Here is a 22,521-nt window from a genome sequence, read left to right as displayed (position 1 = left end):
GTGGAGCTGATCGATACCCACACCCACCTGGATTTTGCCGATTTCGACGCCGATCGCACGGCGCTGCTGGCTGAAAGCCGCGCACTGGGTGTGCGGCGGATGGTGGTGCTGGGGGTTTACCAGGATAACTGGCAGCGGGTGTGGGACCTGGTGCAAAGCGATCCCGGCTTGTATGCGGCGTTCGGCTTGCACCCGGTTTATCTGGACCAGCACCAGCCTGAGGATCTACCCGAGCTGGGCGCCTGGCTCGAGCGCCTGGCCGGCCATCGACAGGTGTGCGCAGTGGGCGAGATCGGGCTGGATTACTTCATAGAAACCCTGGACCGCGAGCGCCAGCAGGCGTTGTTCGAAGCGCAATTAAAACTGGCCGCGGATTTCAACTTGCCGGCGCTGATCCATGTGCGTCGCAGCCATGCGGCCGTCATCGCCACGCTCAAACGCCTGCGCCTGAAACGCGCGGGTATCATCCACGCGTTTGCCGGCAGCAAGGAAGAGGCTCGCGAGTACATCAAGCTGGGGTTCAAGCTCGGCCTGGGCGGCGCCGCGACCTGGCCCCAGGCCCTGCGCATGCACCGGGTGCTGGCCGAGTTGCCCCTGGACGCCGTGGTGCTGGAAACCGACTCGCCGGACATGGCACCGGCGATGTACCCCGGCGAGCGCAACAGCCCGGCGCATTTGCCGGCTATTTGTGTGGCATTGGCGGCGATCATGGGCGTCAGTGCCGAGCAGTTGGCGGCTGCCAGCACTGCCAATGCGTGCGCAGTGTTCGATTGGACTATTCCAACTCAGAGCGGCCTGTAGGAGCAAAGCGTGCTCGCGATTGCTGCATGACAGTCGACATAGGTGCTGCATGTCAGTCCGTCATCGCGAGCAAGCTTTGCTCCCACAGAGGTTGGCTCATACAAAAGTTTGCTTCCACAAAGCCTTGCTTGCGCTGAGTTTGCATCTGCAGGGCCAGCCGGGGAGTCAGACCCGGAATGCGCTGATCAGCTCCTTCAACTCCACCACCTGGGCCGACAGTGCCCTGCTCGCGTCTTCGGTCTGGTGCGCCCCTTCGGCCGTCCTTTCGCCCGCACGGTTGATCTCGACGATGTTTTGGTCGATGTCGTGCGCCACGGCCGTCTGCTGCTCGACGGCAGCCGCGATCTGCTGGTTCTGGTCGACGATCATGCCGACTGCGCCGAGGATGTTTTCCAGCGCCTGCTGGACTTTCTCCGACTGCCCCACGGTACCGCTGGCCATCTGATGACTGCTGCCCATGGCCTTCACCGCTGCACCCACGCCACTGTGCAACTTGCTGATCATTTGCTCGATTTCTTCAGTCGATTGCTGGGTGCGCTTGGCCAGGGTCCTGACCTCATCGGCCACTACCGCAAATCCACGCCCCTGCTCACCCGCCCGCGCGGCCTCGATGGCCGCGTTGAGCGCCAGCAGGTTGGTTTGCTCGGCAATGCTCTTGATCACTTCGAGCACGCGGCTGATGGCCTGGCTGTCGGTGGCCAGTTGATTGATCACCAGCACCGACTGGTCGATTTCCCCGGCCAGAGCGGCAATGCTGCCCTGTTGCGATTGCACGAGGCCGCGCCCGCTAAGCGTCTCGTCATTGACGCTGTGGGCGCTACTGACCGCTGCGGCGGCACTGCGCGCCACTTCCAGGGAAGTCGCCGACATCTGGTTCATGGCGGTCGCCACCTGCTCGATCTGCAGGCGCTGCCCTGCCACGGCCTGGTTACTGCGGGCGGAGACGTTTTCCACCTGGCCGGCCTGGCGCTCGACTTCACCCACGGTGTGCCCCACGCGCTCGATCAAGTCGTGGATTTTCTTCACGGTGCCGTTGAACACCTCGCCCAACTCACCCAGTTCATCGCGGCTATTGGCGTTGAAGGTTACTGTCATGTCGCCGGCCGCGACCTTGTCCATCATCGCGCCCAGGTTCTTCAGGGTGGTGCGGGTGGACGCGTAGAAGCCGCCATACAGATAGAAAATCAGGATGAACACCACCGATAACGCCACAGCCTGCAGCACCATGTGCGTGCGGTTCTGCTCAAGGCGTTGCTGCAGCTGGGTCCCGAGGAATTTCAGGGTGGCTTCATTGAGCTGGTAGGTCTGGTCCATCAGGCCCGTGACCTGGTCGTAGAAACCCTGCCAAGGCGCGTCCAACGTGTCAGCCATGACCACCTGCTCTTCAAACAGCTCGATGGCTTTTTTCAGGGTCGACTGGCTGATGTCGGCTTGAGCCGTCAGGCTTTCCCTGGCCGCTTTGCTTGAACCGAGTGCGTCCTGCAGCTTCAGCCCGTACTCGCCCTGGAGTTTTTCGATTTGCGCCAACAGCTCGTCGAAGCGAGTGCTCGACGCCGAATTGAGAAAGCCCTGCCCCAGGGAAAACGCACCCATGGCCCGCCCTTCACCCAGCAACTGGGTGACCGCAGGCGTAACGGTGGTAATGAGTTCGGTCAGTTGCCGCATGTCGCTTTGCGTATCGCGGCTCAGGCCGGCCTGACTGGCAATGATCTGGCTGAAAATCTGCGCGCTGCCCAGCAGCTTGCCGATCATGCCACTTTTACTCTGCACGGAGCTCTCGGCCTGCTGGGCCTTGAAGGCGGCGATCATTTCATCGCGCTTGGCCTCGAACATCGCAATCTGTTCCGGGTCCGACGCCATGGCGCTCAACCCCTGCAGGCGTGCCAACAGGCTTTGTTCCAACGCGCTGATTGTCGACTCGACGTTGCCGGCCTTGCCCGACTGCCCCAAGGTGACGTTGATCTGCACCAGGTTGTTGAGCGTTTCCAGATCCCGGCGCAGCGCCAGACTGCTGCCCAGCAGGTCGATGCTTTGCAGTTCGACCCGAGTGCCCTGGAATTCGCGATAGGAATCGCGCACCAGATAAAAATTGGTCACCAGCATCGGTATGAGGAACAGCACGCTGATCAGGCTGAACTTCATGCCAAAGCTCAGGCGATTCATTAGCGCGACGGCGGGATAGAGCAAGCTCTTCACTGTGAAGTCTCCCTTGGATTTCTTATTGTTATTGGCAGGCGCACAGAGACGGCAGATAGCCACTATTGAGCGCTGTCTCTGTATAGCTTAAATCGGCGGGAGTTTTTGTAACTTAAGGTTAACGACGAAGATCGTGTGCATCGATCTTCGTCGTTCAGGTGGCAGGATTCAGGGAAGGACTGTCCACAGGGCGAAACCGGCGTACCAGAGCACGGCTGCGCGCAGCAGCAGCTCCCAGATCCGGTCGAGGCTGTTGATGCCGTCCGGGCCGACCACCGGTGCCGGGATCTCGCCGGCCACCAGGCCAACTTTTTCGATCAGCTGGGCCGCGCTGATGTCCCAGTTCAGCAGTTCGTGGAGCATGACACGGCTGACCGCAACAAAGTTGCCGACCAATGCAAAGCTCGCCGCCAACAGGCGTACCGGTATCCAGTCGAAGGCATGGCGCAATTGCGCGGCACGCTCGGCGACGGCGGGGTTCCGGGAGTGGACTTCGGCCAGTGCCAGCAGGCGATAGCTCAGTGCCGCGACCGGACCCAGCAGGAAGTACCAGAAGATCACCGCGAAGAAACTCTGGTAGGCCTCCCACAGCAAGTGAGCCTGGACGCGTTCGAGCAACTGTTCGCCACTGTCTGCGCAGATAGCCAGATCACGGTTCGCCACATGCCCGGCCGCTTGCAAGTCTTCCCGGCGCCAGGCGTCGCGGAAAGGGCCGAGGCCGGCGAGCAGATCGCCGCGGCCCAGGCTGTAGATCACCACCAGCAAATGCACAGGCAAGGCCAACAAGCCGTAGGCCACCGGATCGAGGACGACCAATAGCAGGCCCAGCAGCGCAACCGGCAGCAACACCAGAATCACCAGCACCAGCCATGGGTGGCTCGCCAGGCGGGGGCTGGCTTCAAGCTTGTGCAGTTCGCGCAACCATCCGCCGTCGCGCTGGACCCGATGACGCAGGGCCGAGAACTTCTCGATCCAGACCGCCAACAGCAACACCAGAAAACTCATTGTTGTTCCTCTTTTGCCAGGGCTGCGCGATAGCGTGCCCAGTCGAACGCTGGCCCCGGATCGGTCTTGCGACCGGGTGCGATGTCACTATGACCGCAAATACGCTGTGGCGTGATGGCCGGGAAAGCCCTCTGCAATTGTCGGGTCAGCCGCGTCAGCGCCTCGTATTGAGCATCGGTGAAAGGTTGATCATCGGTGCCTTCAAGCTCAATGCCCACGGAAAAATCGTTACAAGTTTCCCGCCCTTCGAAAACCGAGACCCCCGCGTGCCAGGCACGCTCAAGGCAAGAGACAAATTGAGTCAGGGTGCCGTCTCGTTCAATCAGAAAGTGCGCGGACACCCGCAGATCGGCAATTCCGGCAAAATACGGATGCTCCGTGACATCCAGGCGATTCTGGAAAAACGCCTGCACCTTGCCGGTGGCGAATTGCGCTGGCGGCAGGCTGATGTTGTGGATCACCAGCAGGGAAATTTCATCCGTAGGGCGCGCATTGAAGTTGGGCGAAGGGCAGACCTGGGCACCTTCACACCAACCACTCGCGGGGTCCAACTGCATACCGGCTCCTTCAGGGTCGACTGTATTGGCCCCCAGTATGCCGCGATAGACCCTCCGTGCGCGATCACTTGCCACGATTGATCTCCCGGGCCAGGCGACCAAATGCAGGTTTCACCACCGCGCAGGGCTTCTGATGCCTTGGGTTGCCGCGTGCCATGGCCCTATAATCGGAGCACTTTGTTTGTGGAGCCCTTTATGCCGAATCTACGTCTCGCCGATTTGACTGCCGAAATCGAAGCCAACGTGCGCCGTGCGTTGCTTGAAGATATCGGCAGCGGCGACATCACCGCACAGTTGATCCCGGCAGAACGCCTGGCCAAAGCCACCATCATTACCCGTGACGCCGCCGTCATCGCCGGTACCGCCTGGGTCGATGCCGTGTTCCGGCAGCTGGACCCGCGAGTGGCCGTGCACTGGCAGGTGAGTGACGGCGACCGGGTGCAACCCAATCAGGCGCTGTTTCACCTTGAAGGCCCGGCGCGGTCTCTGCTGACGGGTGAGCGCTGCGCACTGAATTTCCTGCAACTGCTGTCGGGCGTTGCCACTCGCGCCCGGTACCTGGCGGATTTCGTTGCAAACACTGAGGTCAAGCTGCTCGACACCCGTAAAACCCTCCCCGGCCTGCGCCTGGCGCAAAAGTACGCGGTCACCTGCGGCGGTTGCCACAACCACCGCATTGGCCTGTATGACGCGTTCCTGATCAAGGAAAACCACATCGCGGCCTGCGGCGGCATTCCGCAAGCCATCAACGCCGCGCACAAGATTGCCCCGGGCAAGCCGGTGGAGATCGAGGTGGAGAGCCTGGGTGAGCTCAAGGAAGCGCTGGCAGCGGGTGCCGACATCATCATGCTCGACGAGCTGAGCCTGGATGACATGCGCGAAGCAGTGCGCCTGAACGGTGGCAAGGCGAAGCTGGAGGCCAGCGGCGGGGTCAACGAAAGCACGCTGCTACCGATTGCTGAAACCGGTGTGGACTATATTTCGATCGGTGCGATGACCAAGGATGTGAAGGCGGTAGATCTGTCGATGCGCTTGAGTATCTAAGGCAACACCCCATCACAGATGGGAGCGGCGGTGCGACCGCCGCTCCCACACGTATTACACCACCAGATTATTCATCTCGCAGTATTCATCCCACTCCACACCCAGGACTTCGGCCGCTTCCTTGTGCAAAACCAGGCGCGCGGCTTCGAACTCTTCCGGTGTCGAGGTGTACTTGAGCGTCAGCTCCCAGGGTTGCAGGCCCTGGGATTCTGCCTCGTCCTCGAATGCCCACTGGATCTGGTCTTTCTGATCGTCAGCGGGCAGGTCCTTGATCTCGTCAGCCAGTTGGGGGGACTCAAGCAAGTACTTCTTCAGCGCTTCTTCGTGACGAGCTTCCTGGGACAATTCTTTAACGGTCATGGCGTTCTCTTTGATCGGGGGAATGGAAGATGGATCTGGATCATCAAGGATCTCTCTGACGCAAATAAACCGATTGAAGCCGGGTTTGTCTGGCCTTCAGAACCATTCGTGGATCATCTGAAAACAACGTGTCGCTGGTGCCCGAGACAGGAATCGAACCTGCGACCTTCGCGTTACGAGTGCGCTGCTCTACCGGCTGAGCTACACGGGCGGTGGGCTAAACCTAGCACTGACTATAGAGTCAGGCAACTTCATACGCCCTAATAACAAAAGATCGCAGCCTGCGGCAGCTCCTACATTGAAACCGAGTAGGAGCTGCCGCAGGCTGCGATCTTTTGATCTTTCTGTACAGAGCAAAAAAATGCCCCGCAGCGTTCACTGCGGGGCATTTTTTACAACGTCGAAGCTTTCAAGCGAAGGGGGTAATTAAACGCCCGAAGCCTTGGCAGCTGCTACGTCTTTGATGGAGAGCTTGATACGGCCGCGGTTGTCCACGTCCAGTACCAGCACTTCCACTTCCTGGCCTTCTTTGAGAATGTCGGTCACTTTCTCAACGCGAGCGTCGCTCAGCATCGAGATGTGAACCAGACCGTCCTTGCCAGGCAGGATGTTGACGAATGCGCCGAAGTCGACGATGCGCTCAACCTTACCCACGTAGATCTTGCCGATTTCAGCTTCAGCGGTGATGCCCAGAACGCGCTGACGTGCCGCTTCAGCCGCTTCCTTGGTTTCGCCGAAGATCTTGATCGAGCCGTCGTCTTCGATGTCGATCGAAGCCTTGGTCTCTTCACAGATCGCACGAATGGTCGCGCCGCCTTTACCGATGACATCACGGATTTTGTCGGTGTCGATTTTCATCGCGATCATGGTCGGCGCGTTTTCCGACAGTTCGGTACGCGACTGGCCAATGATCTGGTTCATCTGGCCGAGGATGTTCAGGCGCGCTTCCAGGGCTTGGCCCAGGGCGATTTCCATGATCTCTTCGGTGATGCCCTTGATCTTGATGTCCATCTGCAGCGCGGTAACACCTTTGGCGGTACCGGCTACCTTGAAGTCCATGTCGCCCAGGTGGTCTTCGTCACCCAGGATGTCGGTCAGGATGGCGAACTTCTCGCCTTCTTTAACCAGGCCCATGGCGATACCGGCAACCGGTGCCTTCATTGGCACGCCAGCGTCCATCAGGGCCAGGGAAGCGCCGCAGACCGAAGCCATCGAGCTCGAACCGTTGGATTCGGTGATTTCCGATACAACGCGGATGGTGTACGGGAACACGTCGGCGGCTGGCAGCATGGCCTGAACCGAACGGCGGGCCAGACGGCCGTGACCGATTTCGCGACGACCAGCGCCACCCATGCGACCACACTCACCTACCGAGAACGGCGGGAAGTTGTAGTGCAGCATGAACGGGTCTTTTTTCTCGCCTTCCAGGGTGTCCAGCAGCTGCGCGTCACGGGCGGTGCCCAGGGTTGCAACAACCAGGGCCTGGGTTTCACCACGGGTGAACAAGGCCGAACCGTGGGTCTTTGGCAGAACACCGACTTCGATGTTCAGAGGACGTACGGTCTTGGTGTCGCGACCATCGATACGTGGCTTGCCGTTCACGATGTTTTCGCGAACGGTGCGGTATTCGATTTCGCCGAAAGCAGCTTTCACTTCGCTGGAAGAAGGCTGGCCTTCTTCACCGGACAACTTGGCAACCACCTGGTCTTTCAACTCACCCAGGCGAGCGTAACGGTCGGCCTTGATGGTGATGGTGTAAGCCTGGGAGATCGCGTCGCCGAACTCGGCACGGATAGCGCCCAGCAGAGCGGTAGCTTCTGGCTGTGGAGCCCAGGCCCAGGTTGGCTTGGCCGCTTCGGCAGCCAGTTCTTTAACGGCGTTGATCACAACCTGGAACTCGTCGTGAGCAAACAGTACAGCGCCCAGCATCTGGTCTTCGGTCAGCTCTTTGGCTTCCGATTCAACCATCAGTACGGCTTCCGAGGTACCGGCAACGACCATGTCCAGGCTCGAAGCTTTCTGTTGCTCGTAAGTCGGGTTCAGCAGGTAGCCGGTGCTTTCGTGGAACGCAACACGGGCAGCGCCGATCGGGCCATCGAAAGGAATGCCGGAGATGGCCAGGGCAGCCGAGGTACCGATCATCGCAGCGATGTCCGGATCGGTCTTCTTGCTGGTGGAGACGACGGTGCAGACAACCTGCACTTCGTTCATGAAGCCTTCTGGGAACAGCGGACGGATCGGACGGTCGATCAGTCGGGAAGTCAGGGTTTCTTTCTCGGAAGGACGGCCTTCGCGCTTGAAGAAACCGCCAGGGATCTTACCGGCAGCGTAAGTCTTTTCCTGGTAGTGAACAGAAAGAGGGAAGAAGCCTTTGCTCGGGTCAGCGGTCTTGGCGCCAACAACGGTCACCAATACGGTAACGTCGTCGTCAACGGTAACCAGCACTGCGCCGGAGGCTTGACGGGCGATACGGCCTGTCTCGAGGGTAACGGTCGACTGACCGAACTGGAATTTTTTGATAACCGGGTTCACGGTGTCCTACCTTCTTTGTGGCTCTTGGGGAACTTGTCTTCTTGCGAAATTCTTGGGCAATGTCGGGAATCGGCCCAACGCCTGTCCAGGGTAAAACGTGTATCCAGATAAAACTTGAGGCTGGGAGCCTGCCATGCGCCAGCGGGAAACCCGCTGACGCACAGCAAACAACCAACCTCATAGCGCAATCGCTTATTAGCGACGCAGACCCAGGCGACCGATCAGAGCGCTGTAACGGCTCACGTCTTTGCCTTTCAGGTAGTCCAGCAGCTTACGACGCTGGTTTACCATGCGGATCAGACCACGACGGGAGTGGTGATCTTTACCGTTGGCCTTGAAGTGACCTTGCAGTTTGTTGATGTTGTGGGTCAGCAGTGCAACTTGCACTTCTGGAGAACCAGTATCACCAACAGCTTGCTGGTAGTCGGCAACGATTTGAGCTTTTTCTTGAACGTCGAGAGCCATGAGGCAATCCTTTTATCAGGAAACTGTTTCAGAAAAACAGTCTCAATAGGCCAGGGACAAATCCCTGTATCTAAAAATGAGTAGTGACCGTGCCTATTAACAGCCACCCTCGTCCGGTCATTCTGACCGAATCAGTCGACGCGGCGCGATGCGCCCGTCTTCGCTCACTTCACCGATTCCGATGAAGCGACCATTGTGATCCTGTACCCGTACCATGCCGAACTTCGGCGCGTCCGGGGCTCGTACCGGCTGGCCGTTAAGCCAGTAGAACGAGCTGTGCTCCGAAAACTGCAGCAGTGGCCAATCCAGCAGGCCGCTGTCCGATGGCATCAGGAAGCGATCGACCGCTTCGTTACCGCCCTCGGCATGTACCGCTTCCAGCTCTTCAAGCGTGACAGTCTGCGCCAGCGTGAAAGGCCCGGCCTGGGTACGTCGCAATTCTGCAACGTAAGCGCCACAACCGAGTTGCTCACCGATATCCTCCACGAGGGTACGAATATAGGTGCCTTTGCTGCAATCCACCGCCAGCCGCGCAGTATCGCCTTCGAAGGCCAGCAATTCCAAGCGCGCAATAGTAACAGAACGCGGTTCACGCTCCACTACTTCGCCTGCACGAGCCAGCTTGTACAGCGGCTGCCCGTCACGCTTGAGCGCCGAGTACATAGGCGGTATCTGACTGATTTGCCCACGGAATTTTGGCAAAGCCGCTTCGATATCGACGCGACCAACGGTCACCGGGCGCTCCTGCAAAACCTCACCTTCGGCATCCGCCGTGGTGGTGGTCTTGCCCAGCTGCGCCAGGGTTTCATAGGCCTTGTCGGAATCGAGCAGGTATTGCGAAAACTTGGTCGCCTCCCCGAAGCACAACGGCAATACACCGGTGGCCAGCGGATCGAGGCTGCCGGTGTGACCGGCCTTCTCGGCGTTCAGCAACCAGCGAACCTTCTGCAACGCCGCGTTGGAGGTGAACCCCAGCGGTTTGTCGAGCAGGATGATGCCGCTGACGTTACGACGGATACGTTTGACCTGAGCCACCGATTACTCCTTGGCGTCTTCGGGTTCAGCCGCTACCGGGCGCTGACTGTCTTCAGCCACCGCACGTTCGATCAGGGCCGACAGGTGCGCGCCACGCACGACACTTTCGTCGTAGTGGAAGTGCAGCTGCGGAACGCTGCGCAATTTCATCTCACGGGCCAGCTGCATGCGCAGGAAACCTGCGGCGGAGTTGAGCACCTTGATGCTTTGCGCGATGTCTTCGGCGTTGTCCTGGCCCATCACGGTGATGAAGATCTTGGCGTGACCGACGTCACGGCTGACTTCAACAGCAGTAATGGTGACCAGGCCGACGCGCGGGTCTTTGACTTCACGACGGATCAGCTGTGCCAGCTCACGCTGCATCTGATCGCCGATACGTTGGGTACGGCTGTATTCTTTTGCCATGTCTTGTTACCTGTTGCTGCCCCACGGTGAAACCCGTGTGGTCTGAAAGCGGCAAACGCCCGGCCTGACAGAAGCCAGACCGGGCGTTGCGTTTAGAGTCCTGACACCTGGCCGCGCATCTGCATGCGGCGGCCTGGCGTGGCCCTTGAAGTGCGCGAGTTAGAGGCTGCGAGCAACCTGAACCTTCTCGAAGACTTCGATCTTGTCACCGACCTTGACGTCGTTGTAGCTCTTCACGCCGATACCGCATTCCATGCCGGCACGTACTTCGGCAGCGTCATCCTTGAAGCGGCGCAGGGATTCCAGCTCGCCTTCGAAGATAACGATGTCTTCACGCAGTACACGGATTGGACGGTTACGGTGAACGACACCTTCGAGCACCATGCAACCGGCGATCGCGCCAAACTTCGGCGAGCGGAACACGTCACGCACTTCAGCGATACCCAGGATGTTCTCGCGAACATCGCTGCCCAGCATACCGGTGAGGGCTTTCTTGACGTCTTCGATGATGTCGTAGATCACGTTGTAGTAACGCATATCCAGACCTTCCTGCTCGACGATCTTGCGAGCGCCAGCATCGGCACGCACGTTGAAGCCGAACAGTACAGCGTTGGAGGCCAGTGCCAGGTTGGCGTCGGACTCGGTGATACCACCGACACCGCCACCGACAACACGCACTTGCACTTCGTCGTTACCCAGGCCGTTCAAGGCGCCGTTCAACGCTTCCAGCGAACCACGGACGTCAGATTTGAGGACGATGTTAAGCGTCTTCTTCTCTGCCTGGCCCATGTTCTCGAAGATGTTTTCCAGCTTGCCGGCGTGAGCGCGAGCCAGTTTGACTTCGCGGAACTTGCCTTGACGGAACAGAGCCACTTCACGGGCTTTCTTCTCGTCCGACAGCACGCTCATCTCGTCGCCAGCGTCCGGGGTACCGTCCAGGCCGAGGATCTCGACAGGGATGGAAGGACCGGCTTCCTTGATTGGCTTGCCGTTCTCGTCGAGCATGGCACGTACACGGCCATAGTTCGAACCGACCAGTACCATGTCGCCTTGGCGCAGGGTACCGTCTTGAACCAGAACGGTTGCAACCGGGCCACGACCTTTGTCGAGACGCGATTCAACCACGACGCCACGGCCAGGAGCCGAAGGAGTCGCTTTCAATTCAAGAACTTCAGCTTGCAGCAGGACAGCTTCGAGCAACTCGTCCACGCCGGTACCGACTTTCGCCGAAACCGATACGAACGGGGTGTCGCCGCCCCACTCTTCCGAAGTCACGCCGTGAACCGACAGTTCGCTACGGATGCGATCGAGATCAGCGCCCGGCTTGTCGATCTTGTTCACTGCAACCACCAGTGGAACACCGGCAGCCTTGGCGTGCTGGACAGCTTCAATGGTCTGCGGCATCACGCCGTCGTCCGCTGCAACTACCAGGATCACGATGTCAGTCGCCTTGGCACCACGAGCACGCATGGCGGTAAACGCGGCGTGACCCGGGGTGTCGAGGAAGGTGACCATGCCGCGTTCGGTTTCAACGTGGTACGCACCGATGTGCTGGGTGATACCGCCGGCTTCGCCAGCAGCTACCTTGGCACGACGGATGTAGTCGAGCAGGGAAGTCTTACCATGGTCAACGTGGCCCATTACGGTCACAACTGGCGCACGGGAGAACGTCTCACCTTCAAACTTCAGGGACTCGGCCAGGGAATCTTCCAGGGCGGTGTCGCTGACCAGGGTCACTTTGTGGCCCAGTTCTTCGGCTACCAGCTGAGCAGTTTCCTGATCCAGCACCTGGTTGATGGTCGCTGGAGTACCCAGTTTGAACATGAACTTGATGATTTCAGCAGCCTTGACCGACATCTGATTGGCGAGATCGCCAACAGTGATGGTCTCGCCGATCTGCACATCACGCACGACAGGGCCGGTTGGGCTCTGGAAACCGTGGGCGTTGCGTTTTTTCAGCTTGGCCTTGCCGCGACCACCACGACGGAAGCCATCGCTTTCTTCGTCGGTAGTACGTGGAGCAACCCGTGGAGCAGGCGCTTTCTCTTTGACCGAGGCACGATGCGGAGCGTTCTTGCGCTCGCCATCGCCACCACCGCTGCGACGATTGTTATCGTCTGCACGTGGTTTGTCCGGACGGCGCTGTTCGTTCTGCTTGTTACGAACGTCTGCAGACGGTGCTGGAGCAGCAGCCACAACCGGAGCGCTTTCACGCACAGGTTCGGCGGCCGCAGCAGGAGCCGCGACTGCGTCGTTGGTAGCGGTTTGCGCAGTAGCAGGCTGGCGACGCGCTTCTTCTTCGGCGCGACGCTTGGTTTCTTCTTCAGCCTTCTGACGAGCAGCATTATCTACTGCGCGACGTTCATCCAGTTCGCGTTTGCGCTCGGCTTCGATTTCTTCCGGGCTGCGCTGTACGAAAACTTTCTTCTTGCGTACTTCAACGCTGATGCTTTTGCTGCCAGCAACACGCAGGGTGCTGGTGGTTTTACGCTGCAGCGTGATCTTACGTGGTTCTTCCACTTTCGCCTTGTGGCTGCTTTTCAAGTGAGTCAGCAAAGATTGCTTCTCACTGTCAGTCACATGTTCTTCGGCGGCGGTGTGCGGCAGACCTGCCTCACGCATCTGCTGCAACAGGCGCTCTACCGGTGTTTTGACCTCATCGGCCAGTTGTTTCACCGTGACTTGCGTCATGCACTTCTCTCCTCAGGCCGCGCCTAATTACTCGAACCAATGGGCTCGGGCGGCCATGATCAACTTGCCGGCACGATCATCGTCAATGCCGTCGATGTCGAGCAGATCGTCAATAGACTGCTCGGCCAGGTCTTCGCGGGTAATTACGCCGCGCACCGCCAGTTCCATCGCCAAATCCTTGTCCATACCCTCAAGCGAGAGCAGGTCTTCGGCCGGATGGGCGTCTGCCAGCTTTTCCTCAGTAGCGATGGCTTTGGTCAACAAACGATCCTTGGCACGAGCGCGAAGCTCGTTGACGGTTTCTTCGTCAAAGCCATCGATGTTGAGCATTTCCTCCACCGGTACGTAGGCAATCTCTTCCAGGCTGGTGAAGCCTTCATCTACCAGCACCTGTGCCAGGTCTTCGTCGACTTCCAGCTCGTCGATGAAGTTGCGCAGGATGTCGCCGGTTTCTGCTTGCTGCTTAGCCTGGATGTCCGATTCGGTCATCACGTTCAGGGTCCAGCCAGTCAACTGGCTGGCCAGACGCACGTTCTGACCTCCGCGACCGATGGCCTGAGCCAGATTGTCTGCGCCAACGGCGATGTCCATTGCATGGGCATCCTCGTCAACGATAATTGCCGCAACCTCAGCCGGGGACATGGCGTTGATCACGAACTGAGCCGGGTTGTCGTCCCACAGGACGATGTCCACACGCTCGCCGCCCAACTCGCCCGACACTGCCTGGACGCGCGAACCGCGCATACCAATGCAAGCGCCCTGCGGGTCGATGCGTTTGTCCTTGGAGCGGACCGCGATCTTGGCACGCGAACCCGGGTCACGGGATGCAGCCATTACTTCGATCAGGCCTTCAGCGATTTCCGGCACTTCGATGCGGAACAACTCGATCAGCATTTCCGGCGCGGTACGCGACAGGATCAGCTGCGGGCCACGGTTCTCGGTGCGGATTTCCTTGAGCAGCGCACGCAGTCGCACGCCAACCCGGAAAGTTTCGCGGGAGATGATGTCTTCACGAGCCAGCAACGCTTCTGCGTTGTTGCCCAGGTCGACGATCACGTTGTCGCGGGTCACTTTCTTCACGGTGCCGGAGATGATTTCTCCCAGGCGCTCGCGATAAGCATCAACGACCTGAGCGCGCTCGGCTTCGCGAACTTTCTGCACAATGACCTGCTTGGCGGTCTGTGCAGCGATACGGCCGAACTCGATGGACTCGATCTTTTCTTCGACTACGTCACCGACCTGAGCACCAGGATGCGTTTCAGCAACCTTGCTCGGCCAGGTTTCGATAGCCGGATCGTCCAGGTCCGCTTCTTCGACGACCGTCCAGCGACGGAAAGTCTCATAGGCACCGGTGTGGCGATTGATTTCCACACGCAGATCGACTTCGTCCTCGAAACGCTTCTTGGTAGCAGTGGCCAGAGCCAGCTCCAGCGCTTCAAAAATTACGTTTGCCGGTACGCCCTTTTCATTGGATACCGACTCAACAACCAGCAGTACTTCTTTGCTCATCGTACGCCTCGCCTTTCGCAAGCCATTGGATCCGCGGGATCCGCGTCTCAGTCAAAACTGGGAATAATGTTGGCCTTGTCGATCATATCGATCGGCAACAGGAACTCATGGTCTTCTACCTGCACCACGACGTCCTGCTCTTCTACACCGCGCAGAAGGCCCTGAAAGTTGCGTCGTCCTTCAAAAGGCGAGCGCAGCTTGATCTTCACTTGTTCACCGGCAAATTTTGCAAACTGCTCAATAGTGAACAGCGGGCGTTCCATGCCAGGCGAGGAAACTTCGAGGGTGTATTCAACGGCGATTGGATCTTCAACGTCCAGGACACCACTGATCTGACGGCTGACAATGGCACAGTCGTCCACCAGCACACCGCCCTCTTTATCGATATAAACGCGCAACATTGAGTGGCGACCTTGAGCCGAAAACTCAATACCCCAGCATTCATAGCCTAGGGCCACGACCACCGGGGCCAGCAAGGCCTGCAACTCTTCTAGCTTGCTCGACACCTGAACCCCCTCGTGCATGTATGTGCATGCTGTGCAAAATAAAAAAATGGGCGAAACGCCCATCCTTGAAACGCCGTCGAACAGCGGCGTTGAAAGTGTCCAGCTAACAAAAAGCCCCTTAAAAGGGGCTCTTTAAACTGGTTGCGGGGGCCGGATTTGAACCGACGACCTTCGGGTTATGAGCCCGACGAGCTACCAGACTGCTCCACCCCGCGACAAAGCTGGGGCGGAAGTATACGACCGATCCCTTCCAGGGTCAATGTAACCTTCCACCTACAAGAAAGCCCGCAACAGCGGGCTCTCCTGATAATTGGTACCGAGAAGGGGACTCGAACCCCTACACCCTATGGGCACAACCACCTCAAGGTTGCGTGTCTACCAATTCCACCACCTCGGCAATACTACGTTTGAAACCCTTCTTACTTCTGCTCTTGAGCTGGAGGCACGTCAGTCGCTGGAGTAGCCGACTTTTGCTCTTGAAGCACCGGTACATCATCAGAAGCCGGTTGTTGCTTTGGTACTTCCAACACTGCTGGATTTGGCAAACCTACTTGAGTCAGCTGATGAGCTTTCTCTTTAGCAAAGTAACCTAACCCTAAGCTGGTTATGAAGAAACCTGCGGCAAGTATAGCAGTAAACTTACTAAGAAAGGTAGAGGAACCTTGGCTTCCGAACACAGTATTTGAAGCACCTGCTCCGAAAGACGCACCAGCATCCGCACCTTTACCCTGCTGCAGCAAAACCAGAGCAACTACGCCCAATGCACCCAGCAGATGAAAAACGACTACGACTGTTTCCAGCATTTTTTCAGTTTCCCGCGGCGCGAATGATCGCACCGAACTCATCTGCATTCAGGGAAGCTCCACCAATGAGCCCCCCATCGATATCCGGCATGCCGAACAGTTCGACCGCATTGGCCGCCTTCACGCTGCCGCCGTATAGAAGCCGCACACCTTGTGCGACCTCAGAATTTTCTGCCGCCAACTGGGCGCGGATGGCTGCATGCACATCCTGCGCCTGTTGCGGCGAAGCCGTTAGCCCGGTGCCAATGGCCCAGACCGGCTCGTAAGCAATGACTGCCTGGGCAAAGACACCAACACCCAGCTCCTCGATGATGCAGCCCAGCTGACGCCCGACCACTTCAAGAGTTTTTCCGGCTTCGCGCTGCTCGAGGGTTTCCCCTACACACAACACCGGAATCAAGCCACATGCCTGTGCCGCTGCGAACTTGCGGATCAGTGTTCCGTCCTGCTCGCCCATGATCTGGCGGCGTTCGGAGTGTCCAACAAGAACCAGGGTACAACCTGCATCCACCAACTGACTCGGCGCGATCTCACCGGTCAACGCACCTTGCTGGGCTTGCACCGCAGCATTCTGTGCACCGACCTGGATCGGCTGGCCTTTCAAGCCATCAATCACTTGATTGATATGCAGGCAAGGCGGGAATACCGCTACATCAACACCGCTTGGCAAGGCCAGTTGACCCAGGCCGTTGATCAGCTCAGCGACGCTGGCGCGGGTACCGTGCATCTTCCAGTTACCAGCTACCATAGGGCGACGCATGCTGTACCTCGTCGGTCAAAGTGGGCGCAGATGTTACCCAACACAATCAAGGCTGGCAAGCCGAATTCAGGCAGAAACTTCAGTAACCAGCTTTGCCAGCTCTTCGGCGTAGCCGCGAACCTGTGTTTCGTCCTCGCCTTCGACCATGACACGCACCAGCGGCTCGGTACCGGACTTGCGCAACAGCACGCGTCCACGACCCGCCATGGCGTCAGTAACGCGCTGGCTGGCCTCCTTGACTGCCGGATGTTCAAGCGGGTTGGCGCCGCCGCCAAAACGCACATTGATCAGCACCTGAGGGCACTTGCGCAGCGCCTGGCGTGCCTGGGCGAGGCCTTCGGCGCGAGTTTTGAGCGCCATCAGCACTTGCAGCGCCGCAATGATCGCATCGCCCGTAGTGGTGTGGCTGAAGCACACGATATGCCCGGAGTTTTCGCCACCCACCAGCCAGTTGCGCTCGAGCAGGTCAGCAATCACATACCGGTCACCGACATTGGCGCGAACAAAAGGAATCGACAGCTCAGCCAGTGCCAGCTCCAGACCCAGGTTGCTCATCAGGGTACCGACCACGCCGCCCTGCAGCTTGTCGCGCTCATGCAGGTCGCGGGCAATGATGTAGAGCAACTCGTCGCCATCAACGATGGCCCCGGTGTGATCGACCATCAATACCCGATCGCCATCACCATCAAAGGCGATACCCAGGTCTGCATGCTCGGCCAGTACGGCAGCCTGCAACTGGCCCATGTGGGTCGAGCCGCAATTGTCATTGATGTTCAGGCCGTTGGGCTGGGCGGAAAGCACTACGACTTCAGCCCCCAGCTCACGAAATACGCTCGGGGCCACCTTATAGGTCGCACCATGGGCGCAGTCGAGCACGATCTTCAGGCCAGCAAAGCTGGTGCCGGTCGGCACGCTGCTCTTGCAGAATTCAATGTAGCGACCCGAGGCGTCGTTGATGCGCGAAACCTTGCCGATCTTGCTCGATTCAACCACGGTCATCGGGGTGTCGAGCAGCTCTTCGATCATCAGTTCGACTTCATCCGGCAGCTTGGTGCCCTTGCCGGAGAAGAATTTGATGCCGTTGTCGTCGTGGGGATTGTGCGAGGCACTGATCACGATCCCGGCTTCTGCATGAAACGTACGAGTCAGATAGGCAATGGCAGGCGTCGGCATCGGCCCCAGCAGCATCACATCGGCACCGGCCGACGTCAGGCCAGCCTCCAGCGCCGACTCAAACATGTACCCGGAAATGCGCGTGTCCTTGCCCACCAGCACCTTGCATGCACCCATCTTGCGAAAGGCCATGCCTGCCGCCCAGCCGAGCTTGAGCATGAAGTCAGGGGTAATAGGGTATTCGCCGACACGACCGCGAATGCCGTCGGTACCAAAATATTTCTTAGTCATAAGTTGCTCCATCACTCTTATTCGGCTGTTTCAACTGCGGTAATCATCCGCACTACATCAACTGTTTCGGCTACATCATGGACGCGCAATATACGCGCTCCCTTGGCGCACGCCAGTGCCGCCAGTGCCAGGCCGCCATACAGGCGCTCCCCGACCGGGCGATTCAACGCATGACCAATCATGCTCTTGCGCGAAACCCCGACCAGCAGGGGGCGCCCCAGGGCATGCAAAGTTTCCATGTGCCTGAACAAGCTTAGATTGTGCTGCAGGGTTTTGGCGAAGCCGAAGCCCGGATCCAGGATGACCCGCTCGGCTGGAATTCCAGCCAGCGCACACTGGACCATGCGCTCGGCGAGAAACTCACCGACCTCTTTGGTCACGTCCTGATAATGCGGATCATCCTGCATGTCCCCAGGCTCGCCCAGCATATGCATCAGGCACACGGGCAAGCCCGTAGCTGCCGCCGCATCCAGGGCGCCCTCACGACGCAGGGAGCGCACATCATTGATCAACCCAGCCCCCAGCCGCGCGGCTTCGCGCATGACTGCCGGGGTGGAGGTATCCACCGAGATGATCACATCGAGTTCGCGGCTGATGCGCTCGACGATAGGCGCTACGCGCTCGATCTCCTCCAACGGAGAAACCGCCCTGGCACCCGGCCGGGTCGACTCACCGCCGACATCGATCAAGGTCGCGCCGGCGGCCACCATCGCTTCGGCATGGCGCAAGGCCGCATCGAGCTGGCTGTATCGGCCACCATCGGAGAAAGAGTCGGGAGTTACATTGAGAATGCCCATGACATGCGTATGGGCCAAATCAAGAACCCGGTTGCCGCAAGGCAACCGGGTTGAGGACTGAACAGAAGTCATTTCAAACCTTAAACGTCAGCAGCAGGACCGCCGATCGGTGTTTCCGGACGCGGATCCTGCACTGCCGGAGGAGTACCGGAATTACCTGTACCACCCGACCAGTCGCGAGGTTCGCGAGGAGTACGACCTGCCATGATGTCGTCGATCTGCTCAGCATCGATCGTCTCGTACTTCATCAGGGCATCGGCCATCGCGTCGAGCTTGTCGCGGTTGTCCGTAAGGATCTGCTTGGCGGTGCCGTAGCACTGGTCAATGATGCTGCGCACTTCGGAGTCGATCAGCTTCGCTGTCTCACCGGAGAAGCTTGCACTCTGACCACCGCCGCCACGACCGAGGAACACTTCGCCCTCGTCTTCGGCGTACATCAACGGACCGAGTTTTTCCGACAAGCCCCACTTGGTCACCATGTTCCGCGCAATCTGGCTGGCACGCATGATGTCGTTGGAAGCGCCGGTGGTGACACCGTCGAAGCCCAGGGTCATCTCTTCAGCGATACGGCCACCATAGAGCGAGCAGATCTGGCTGATCAGCGCACGCTTGGACAGGCTGTAGCGATCTTCTTCCGGCAGGAACATGGTCACACCCAGCGCACGACCGCGCGGGATGATGGAGACCTTGTAGACCGGATCATGCTCAGGCACTACGCGACCCACAATGGCGTGGCCGGCTTCGTGATAGGCGGTGTTCTGCTTCTCTTTTTCCGACATGACCATGGATTTGCGCTCGGCGCCCATCATGATCTTGTCCTTGGCCAGCTCGAATTCTTTCATTTCGACGACGCGCTTGCCGGTACGGGCAGCGAACAGCGACGCTTCGTTCACCAGGTTGGCCAGGTCGGCACCGGAGAAACCCGGGGTACCACGGGCAATCACCGCAGGAGCGACATCGTCACCCATTGGCACTTTGCGCATGTGCACCTTGAGAATCTGCTCGCGACCACGGATATCCGGCAGACCGACCACAACCTGACGGTCGAAACGACCCGGACGCAGCAACGCAGGGTCCAGTACGTCCGGACGGTTGGTCGCGGCGATGACGATGATGCCGTCATTCATTTCGAAGCCGTCCATCTCTACCAGCAACTGGTTGAGAGTCTGTTCGCGCTCGTCGTGACCGCCACCCATGCCGGCGCCACGGTGGCGACCGACGGCGTCGATTTCATCGATGAAGATGATGCAAGGCGCGTGTTTCTTGGCCTGCTCGAACATGTCACGAACACGGCTCGCACCCACGCCGACGAACATCTCGACGAAGTCGGAACCGGAAATGGTGAAGAACGGCACCTTGGCTTCGCCGGCAATCGCCTTGGCCAGCAAGGTTTTACCGGTACCCGGAGGACCGACCATCAGCACACCGCGAGGGATGCGACCGCCCAGGCGCTGGAATTTGCCCGGATCGCGGAGGAACTCGACGAGCTCGCCAACTTCTTCCTTGGCTTCGTCGCAACCGGCAACGTCAGCCAATGTGGTCTTGACCTGATCTTCGGAGAGCAGGCGTGCCTTGCTCTTGCCAAAGCTCATCGGCCCACCCTTGCCCCCTGCACCGCCCTGCATCTGGCGCATGAAGAACATGAACACGGCGATGATCACCAGGATCGGGAAGCTGGCCACCAGGAGTTGAGTCCAGATGCTTTGCTGCTCAGGCTGCTTGCCCTCGACAACGACGTGGTTATCCACGAGGTCACCGATCAGACCGTTGTCCTGAATTGCCGGACGGATGGTCTTGAAGCTGTCGCCATCGCTGCGCTTGCCGGTGATGACATAACCATCAACGGCTACGCGCTCGACCTTGCCATCCTTGACCTGCTGGATGAAGTCGGAATAGTTGAGGGTCTGCGGCTCGTTAGGGCTGGAGAAGTTGTTCATCACCGTCACCAGGACTGCCGCGATGATCAACCACAGGATCAGATTCTTTGCCATATCGTTCAATTAACTACCCTCTGAAGCAAGCTCCGCTAATGGCGCGCGCTTCGCATGATATTCACCGGCCTAACTTACTACATTACGAACGGCTCTGGCAGGCGCCGTCTGTAACCCTTTGTGAAACACTTTCTACACAATATTCGCTATTGCCCGCGGGGCGAAATACGAAAATCCTATCGACCCGCTAAAAAACCTTACTCGGCAGGACGGCGAAAGCCCCAAGCCAGCATGTATTGCTCGCGGGAACTGCCACGGGAAGAGTCCGGCTTGATCATCTGGACCTTGTCGAATTTCTGACGAGCGTCCTTCACGTAAGCATCAAACCCTTCGCCCTGAAACACCTTGATCACGAAATTACCACCCGGCTTGAGTATCCGAGCCGCCAGATCAAGCGCCAGTTCACATAGAAACATGGCTTTTGGCATGTCTACTTCAGGCGTACCACTCATATTGGGGGCCATATCGGAAATCACAAGGTCCACCTGCGAATTACCCACGGCTTCAAGGATCTGGGCGAGCACTTCGTCCTGGGTGAAGTCACCATGGATGAAAGTCACGTCCGGAATACTGTCCATTTCCAGAATGTCCGAGGCAATCAGGCGCCCCTGACCACCGATCAGCCGACTGGTGACCTGCGACCAGCCGCCGGGCGCCGCACCCAGGTCGACAACGCTCATACCCGGACGGATCAGCTTGTATTTCTCCTGGACTTCCAGAAGCTTGTAGCTCGCACGCGAGCGGTAACCATCCTTCTGCGCCTGCTTCACATAGGGATCATTGACATGTCTTTTCAGCCAGCCAAGGCTTGTCTTGGAACGCGCCATTGGGCACCTCGATGATAAGGGTCGTGATTAATTGGGCGGATCCACGAGCCCTCGGGTAAAATGGCCGCCATTTTACAGAATCCAGACGAAAGGGTCAGATTATGCCGCTCACTCAAGAGCAGAAGAAACAGTACAAATCCATTGGCCACCATCTGAAACCGGTTTTGATCGTGGCGGACAACGGTTTGACTGAAGGTGTGTTAGCCGAACTTGAACGCGCTTTGGCGGATCACGAGCTGATCAAGATCAAGCTCAACATCCTCGATCGCGAATCGCGCCTGGCGTCCATTGCAGAGCTGTGCAAGGCCGGTAAAGCGGACCTGGTCCAGGTCATCGGCAAGATGGCACTGATTCACCGCAAGAACTTCAGCGTCAACAAGCAGCTGTCGAACGTCCATCGCTTCAAGTGATGACAAGGGTCAAGGGTGTGCTTCGCGCACCCTGCCACTCCATCCAGGTACCGGCTGCAACACCAGCACCAGCCCGGAAAACCCCAGGACCAGATAGCTGAAAACCTGCCAGGGCACGGCATCCGGCCACCCCAGGCGCACGGCAAAAAACATCCCGCACGCATACAGCGCCATCAACAGCAGTTGCCCGCGGATATCGCGCCATAGACTGGCAAGGCCCTCGGCCTGAATCAGCACCAAAGCCTGAAAAATCACACACGCTGCGGCAAACGCCACCATCAGCGCATTCAGCATGCCTGCAATTTCGTCGATCAGCAGCGGCGCCAGGCCAATCCAGCCCAGCACCGGCAGCAGACCGATATGCAACAGCCACAGGCCGCCTACCCATAACATCTGGGTCAGCTGCCAGAGCATCGCGCCCGC

General features: G+C 58.7%; 21 protein-coding genes and 3 tRNA genes. 3 read left to right on the top strand and 21 right to left on the bottom strand.

Annotation, left to right across the window (positions count from 1 at the left end):
• Nucleotides 1–801 carry a TatD family hydrolase gene (locus HYI44_RS22025; protein WP_225570532.1) on the top strand — a complete coding sequence of 267 codons (801 nt, stop codon included), beginning with the start codon at nt 1–3 and terminating at the stop codon, nt 799–801.
• 165 nt (nt 802–966) lie between these two features.
• On the opposite strand, the gene HYI44_RS29685 is transcribed toward HYI44_RS22025, so the two are convergent.
• The 3 genes from HYI44_RS29685 to ampD all read right to left on the bottom strand — a co-directional run bounded on the left by HYI44_RS29685 (nt 967) and on the right by ampD (nt 4,559).
• A complete protein-coding gene (locus tag HYI44_RS29685) occupies nt 967–1,671 on the bottom strand; it encodes a methyl-accepting chemotaxis protein (protein ID WP_412548506.1) in 705 nt (234 codons plus the stop codon).
• A gap of 1,494 nt (nt 1,672–3,165) precedes the next feature.
• Complete coding sequence (gene ampE, locus HYI44_RS22015) at nt 3,166–4,002, bottom strand: regulatory signaling modulator protein AmpE (protein WP_122837472.1); 837 nt, start codon at nt 4,000–4,002, stop codon at nt 3,166–3,168.
• Nucleotides 3,999–4,559, bottom strand: a complete 561-nt coding sequence (gene ampD / locus HYI44_RS22010) for a 1,6-anhydro-N-acetylmuramyl-L-alanine amidase AmpD (protein ID WP_225570530.1) — start codon at nt 4,557–4,559, stop codon at nt 3,999–4,001. Before ampD ends, ampE begins: the two co-directional genes overlap by 4 nt.
• A 195-nt stretch (nt 4,560–4,754) precedes the next feature.
• Here ampD and nadC point away from each other — a divergent pair, with 195 nt between their 5' ends.
• Nucleotides 4,755–5,603 carry a carboxylating nicotinate-nucleotide diphosphorylase gene (gene nadC / locus HYI44_RS22005; protein WP_122837470.1) on the top strand — a complete coding sequence of 283 codons (849 nt, stop codon included), beginning with the start codon at nt 4,755–4,757 and terminating at the stop codon, nt 5,601–5,603.
• 54 nt (nt 5,604–5,657) lie between these two features.
• Here nadC and HYI44_RS22000 read toward each other — a convergent pair whose 3' ends face one another.
• From HYI44_RS22000 to rlmE, 17 genes are all read right to left on the bottom strand, one after another.
• On the bottom strand, nt 5,658–5,963 hold the full coding sequence (locus HYI44_RS22000; protein ID WP_122837469.1) for a DUF6388 family protein: 306 nt from the start codon (nt 5,961–5,963) through the stop codon (nt 5,658–5,660).
• 135 nt (nt 5,964–6,098) lie between these two features.
• Nucleotides 6,099–6,174, bottom strand: a tRNA-Thr gene (locus HYI44_RS21995).
• Nucleotides 6,175–6,389: 215 nt separating this feature from the next.
• Nucleotides 6,390–8,495 carry a polyribonucleotide nucleotidyltransferase gene (gene pnp, locus HYI44_RS21990; RefSeq protein WP_045060037.1) on the bottom strand — a complete coding sequence of 702 codons (2,106 nt, stop codon included), beginning with the start codon at nt 8,493–8,495 and terminating at the stop codon, nt 6,390–6,392.
• Nucleotides 8,496–8,690: 195 nt separating this feature from the next.
• Entirely contained in the window at nt 8,691–8,960 is a 270-nt protein-coding gene (gene rpsO, locus HYI44_RS21985; protein WP_028623136.1) for a 30S ribosomal protein S15, read from the bottom strand.
• Between the two features lie 117 nt (nt 8,961–9,077).
• The gene (gene truB / locus HYI44_RS21980) at nt 9,078–9,995 is read right to left on the bottom strand and encodes a tRNA pseudouridine(55) synthase TruB (RefSeq protein ID WP_045060038.1); all 918 of its coding nucleotides are present in this window, start codon (nt 9,993–9,995) and stop codon (nt 9,078–9,080) included.
• A 3-nt stretch (nt 9,996–9,998) separates the two neighbouring features.
• Nucleotides 9,999–10,400, bottom strand: coding sequence for a 30S ribosome-binding factor RbfA (gene rbfA, locus HYI44_RS21975; RefSeq protein ID WP_045060039.1), 402 nt, complete (start codon nt 10,398–10,400; stop codon nt 9,999–10,001).
• Nucleotides 10,401–10,559: 159 nt separating this feature from the next.
• Nucleotides 10,560–13,091, bottom strand: a complete 2,532-nt coding sequence (gene infB, locus HYI44_RS21970; RefSeq protein ID WP_122837467.1) for a translation initiation factor IF-2 — start codon at nt 13,089–13,091, stop codon at nt 10,560–10,562.
• A gap of 27 nt (nt 13,092–13,118) precedes the next feature.
• A complete protein-coding gene (gene nusA, locus HYI44_RS21965; protein ID WP_045060041.1) occupies nt 13,119–14,600 on the bottom strand; it encodes a transcription termination factor NusA in 1,482 nt (493 codons plus the stop codon).
• 47 nt (nt 14,601–14,647) lie between these two features.
• A complete protein-coding gene (rimP, locus tag HYI44_RS21960; RefSeq protein ID WP_010463487.1) occupies nt 14,648–15,106 on the bottom strand; it encodes a ribosome maturation factor RimP in 459 nt (152 codons plus the stop codon).
• A gap of 138 nt (nt 15,107–15,244) precedes the next feature.
• Nucleotides 15,245–15,321 (bottom strand) — tRNA-Met (locus HYI44_RS21955).
• 96 nt (nt 15,322–15,417) lie between these two features.
• Nucleotides 15,418–15,503, bottom strand: a tRNA-Leu gene (locus HYI44_RS21950).
• Between the two features lie 22 nt (nt 15,504–15,525).
• A complete protein-coding gene (gene secG / locus HYI44_RS21945) occupies nt 15,526–15,909 on the bottom strand; it encodes a preprotein translocase subunit SecG (RefSeq protein ID WP_017336473.1) in 384 nt (127 codons plus the stop codon).
• 4 nt (nt 15,910–15,913) lie between these two features.
• On the bottom strand, nt 15,914–16,669 hold the full coding sequence (gene tpiA / locus HYI44_RS21940; RefSeq protein ID WP_122837466.1) for a triose-phosphate isomerase: 756 nt from the start codon (nt 16,667–16,669) through the stop codon (nt 15,914–15,916).
• A gap of 66 nt (nt 16,670–16,735) precedes the next feature.
• A complete protein-coding gene (glmM, locus tag HYI44_RS21935) occupies nt 16,736–18,073 on the bottom strand; it encodes a phosphoglucosamine mutase (protein WP_122837465.1) in 1,338 nt (445 codons plus the stop codon).
• A gap of 17 nt (nt 18,074–18,090) precedes the next feature.
• Nucleotides 18,091–18,942, bottom strand: coding sequence for a dihydropteroate synthase (folP, locus tag HYI44_RS21930; protein WP_122837464.1), 852 nt, complete (start codon nt 18,940–18,942; stop codon nt 18,091–18,093).
• 8 nt (nt 18,943–18,950) lie between these two features.
• Nucleotides 18,951–20,861 carry an ATP-dependent zinc metalloprotease FtsH gene (ftsH, locus tag HYI44_RS21925; protein ID WP_122837463.1) on the bottom strand — a complete coding sequence of 637 codons (1,911 nt, stop codon included), beginning with the start codon at nt 20,859–20,861 and terminating at the stop codon, nt 18,951–18,953.
• A 197-nt stretch (nt 20,862–21,058) separates the two neighbouring features.
• Nucleotides 21,059–21,688: a 23S rRNA (uridine(2552)-2'-O)-methyltransferase RlmE gene (rlmE, locus tag HYI44_RS21920; RefSeq protein ID WP_225570529.1), complete on the bottom strand. Its 630-nt coding sequence runs from the start codon at nt 21,686–21,688 to the stop codon at nt 21,059–21,061.
• 101 nt (nt 21,689–21,789) lie between these two features.
• Here rlmE and HYI44_RS21915 point away from each other — a divergent pair, with 101 nt between their 5' ends.
• A complete protein-coding gene (locus HYI44_RS21915; RefSeq protein ID WP_225570528.1) occupies nt 21,790–22,098 on the top strand; it encodes a YhbY family RNA-binding protein in 309 nt (102 codons plus the stop codon).
• Between the two features lie 9 nt (nt 22,099–22,107).
• On the opposite strand, the gene HYI44_RS21910 is transcribed toward HYI44_RS21915, so the two are convergent.
• Complete coding sequence (locus HYI44_RS21910; protein WP_225570527.1) at nt 22,108–22,512, bottom strand: MFS transporter; 405 nt, start codon at nt 22,510–22,512, stop codon at nt 22,108–22,110.
• Nucleotides 22,513–22,521 lie beyond the last annotated feature (9 nt).

Source organism: Pseudomonas sp. Y24-6 (assembly GCF_020295325.1).
GTDB lineage: Bacteria > Pseudomonadota > Gammaproteobacteria > Pseudomonadales > Pseudomonadaceae > Aquipseudomonas > Aquipseudomonas gregormendelii.
Note: the sequence above shows the minus strand (reverse complement) of the source record. Positions and strands in the feature narration are given on the sequence as shown.

What these genes read in the sequence shown, in the direction of transcription:
- HYI44_RS21910 (WP_225570527.1), bottom strand. Translation starts at nt 22,512, where the DNA reads ATGCTCTGGCAGCTGACCCAGATGTTATGGGTAGGCGGCCTGTGGCTG.
- HYI44_RS29685 (WP_412548506.1), bottom strand. Translation starts at nt 1,671, where the DNA reads ATGTCGGCGACTTCCCTGGAAGTGGCGCGCAGTGCCGCCGCAGCGGTC.
- rpsO (WP_028623136.1), bottom strand. Translation starts at nt 8,960, where the DNA reads ATGGCTCTCGACGTTCAAGAAAAAGCTCAAATCGTTGCCGACTACCAG.
- tpiA (WP_122837466.1), bottom strand. Translation starts at nt 16,669, where the DNA reads ATGCGTCGCCCTATGGTAGCTGGTAACTGGAAGATGCACGGTACCCGC.
- rlmE (WP_225570529.1), bottom strand. Translation starts at nt 21,688, where the DNA reads ATGGCGCGTTCCAAGACAAGCCTTGGCTGGCTGAAAAGACATGTCAAT.
- nadC (WP_122837470.1), top strand. Translation starts at nt 4,755, where the DNA reads ATGCCGAATCTACGTCTCGCCGATTTGACTGCCGAAATCGAAGCCAAC.
- ampE (WP_122837472.1), bottom strand. Translation starts at nt 4,002, where the DNA reads ATGAGTTTTCTGGTGTTGCTGTTGGCGGTCTGGATCGAGAAGTTCTCG.
- HYI44_RS21915 (WP_225570528.1), top strand. Translation starts at nt 21,790, where the DNA reads ATGCCGCTCACTCAAGAGCAGAAGAAACAGTACAAATCCATTGGCCAC.
- ftsH (WP_122837463.1), bottom strand. Translation starts at nt 20,861, where the DNA reads ATGGCAAAGAATCTGATCCTGTGGTTGATCATCGCGGCAGTCCTGGTG.
- infB (WP_122837467.1), bottom strand. Translation starts at nt 13,091, where the DNA reads ATGACGCAAGTCACGGTGAAACAACTGGCCGATGAGGTCAAAACACCG.
- secG (WP_017336473.1), bottom strand. Translation starts at nt 15,909, where the DNA reads ATGCTGGAAACAGTCGTAGTCGTTTTTCATCTGCTGGGTGCATTGGGC.
- ampD (WP_225570530.1), bottom strand. Translation starts at nt 4,559, where the DNA reads ATGCAGTTGGACCCCGCGAGTGGTTGGTGTGAAGGTGCCCAGGTCTGC.
- rbfA (WP_045060039.1), bottom strand. Translation starts at nt 10,400, where the DNA reads ATGGCAAAAGAATACAGCCGTACCCAACGTATCGGCGATCAGATGCAG.
- nusA (WP_045060041.1), bottom strand. Translation starts at nt 14,600, where the DNA reads ATGAGCAAAGAAGTACTGCTGGTTGTTGAGTCGGTATCCAATGAAAAG.
- folP (WP_122837464.1), bottom strand. Translation starts at nt 18,942, where the DNA reads ATGACTTCTGTTCAGTCCTCAACCCGGTTGCCTTGCGGCAACCGGGTT.
- glmM (WP_122837465.1), bottom strand. Translation starts at nt 18,073, where the DNA reads ATGACTAAGAAATATTTTGGTACCGACGGCATTCGCGGTCGTGTCGGC.
- HYI44_RS22000 (WP_122837469.1), bottom strand. Translation starts at nt 5,963, where the DNA reads ATGACCGTTAAAGAATTGTCCCAGGAAGCTCGTCACGAAGAAGCGCTG.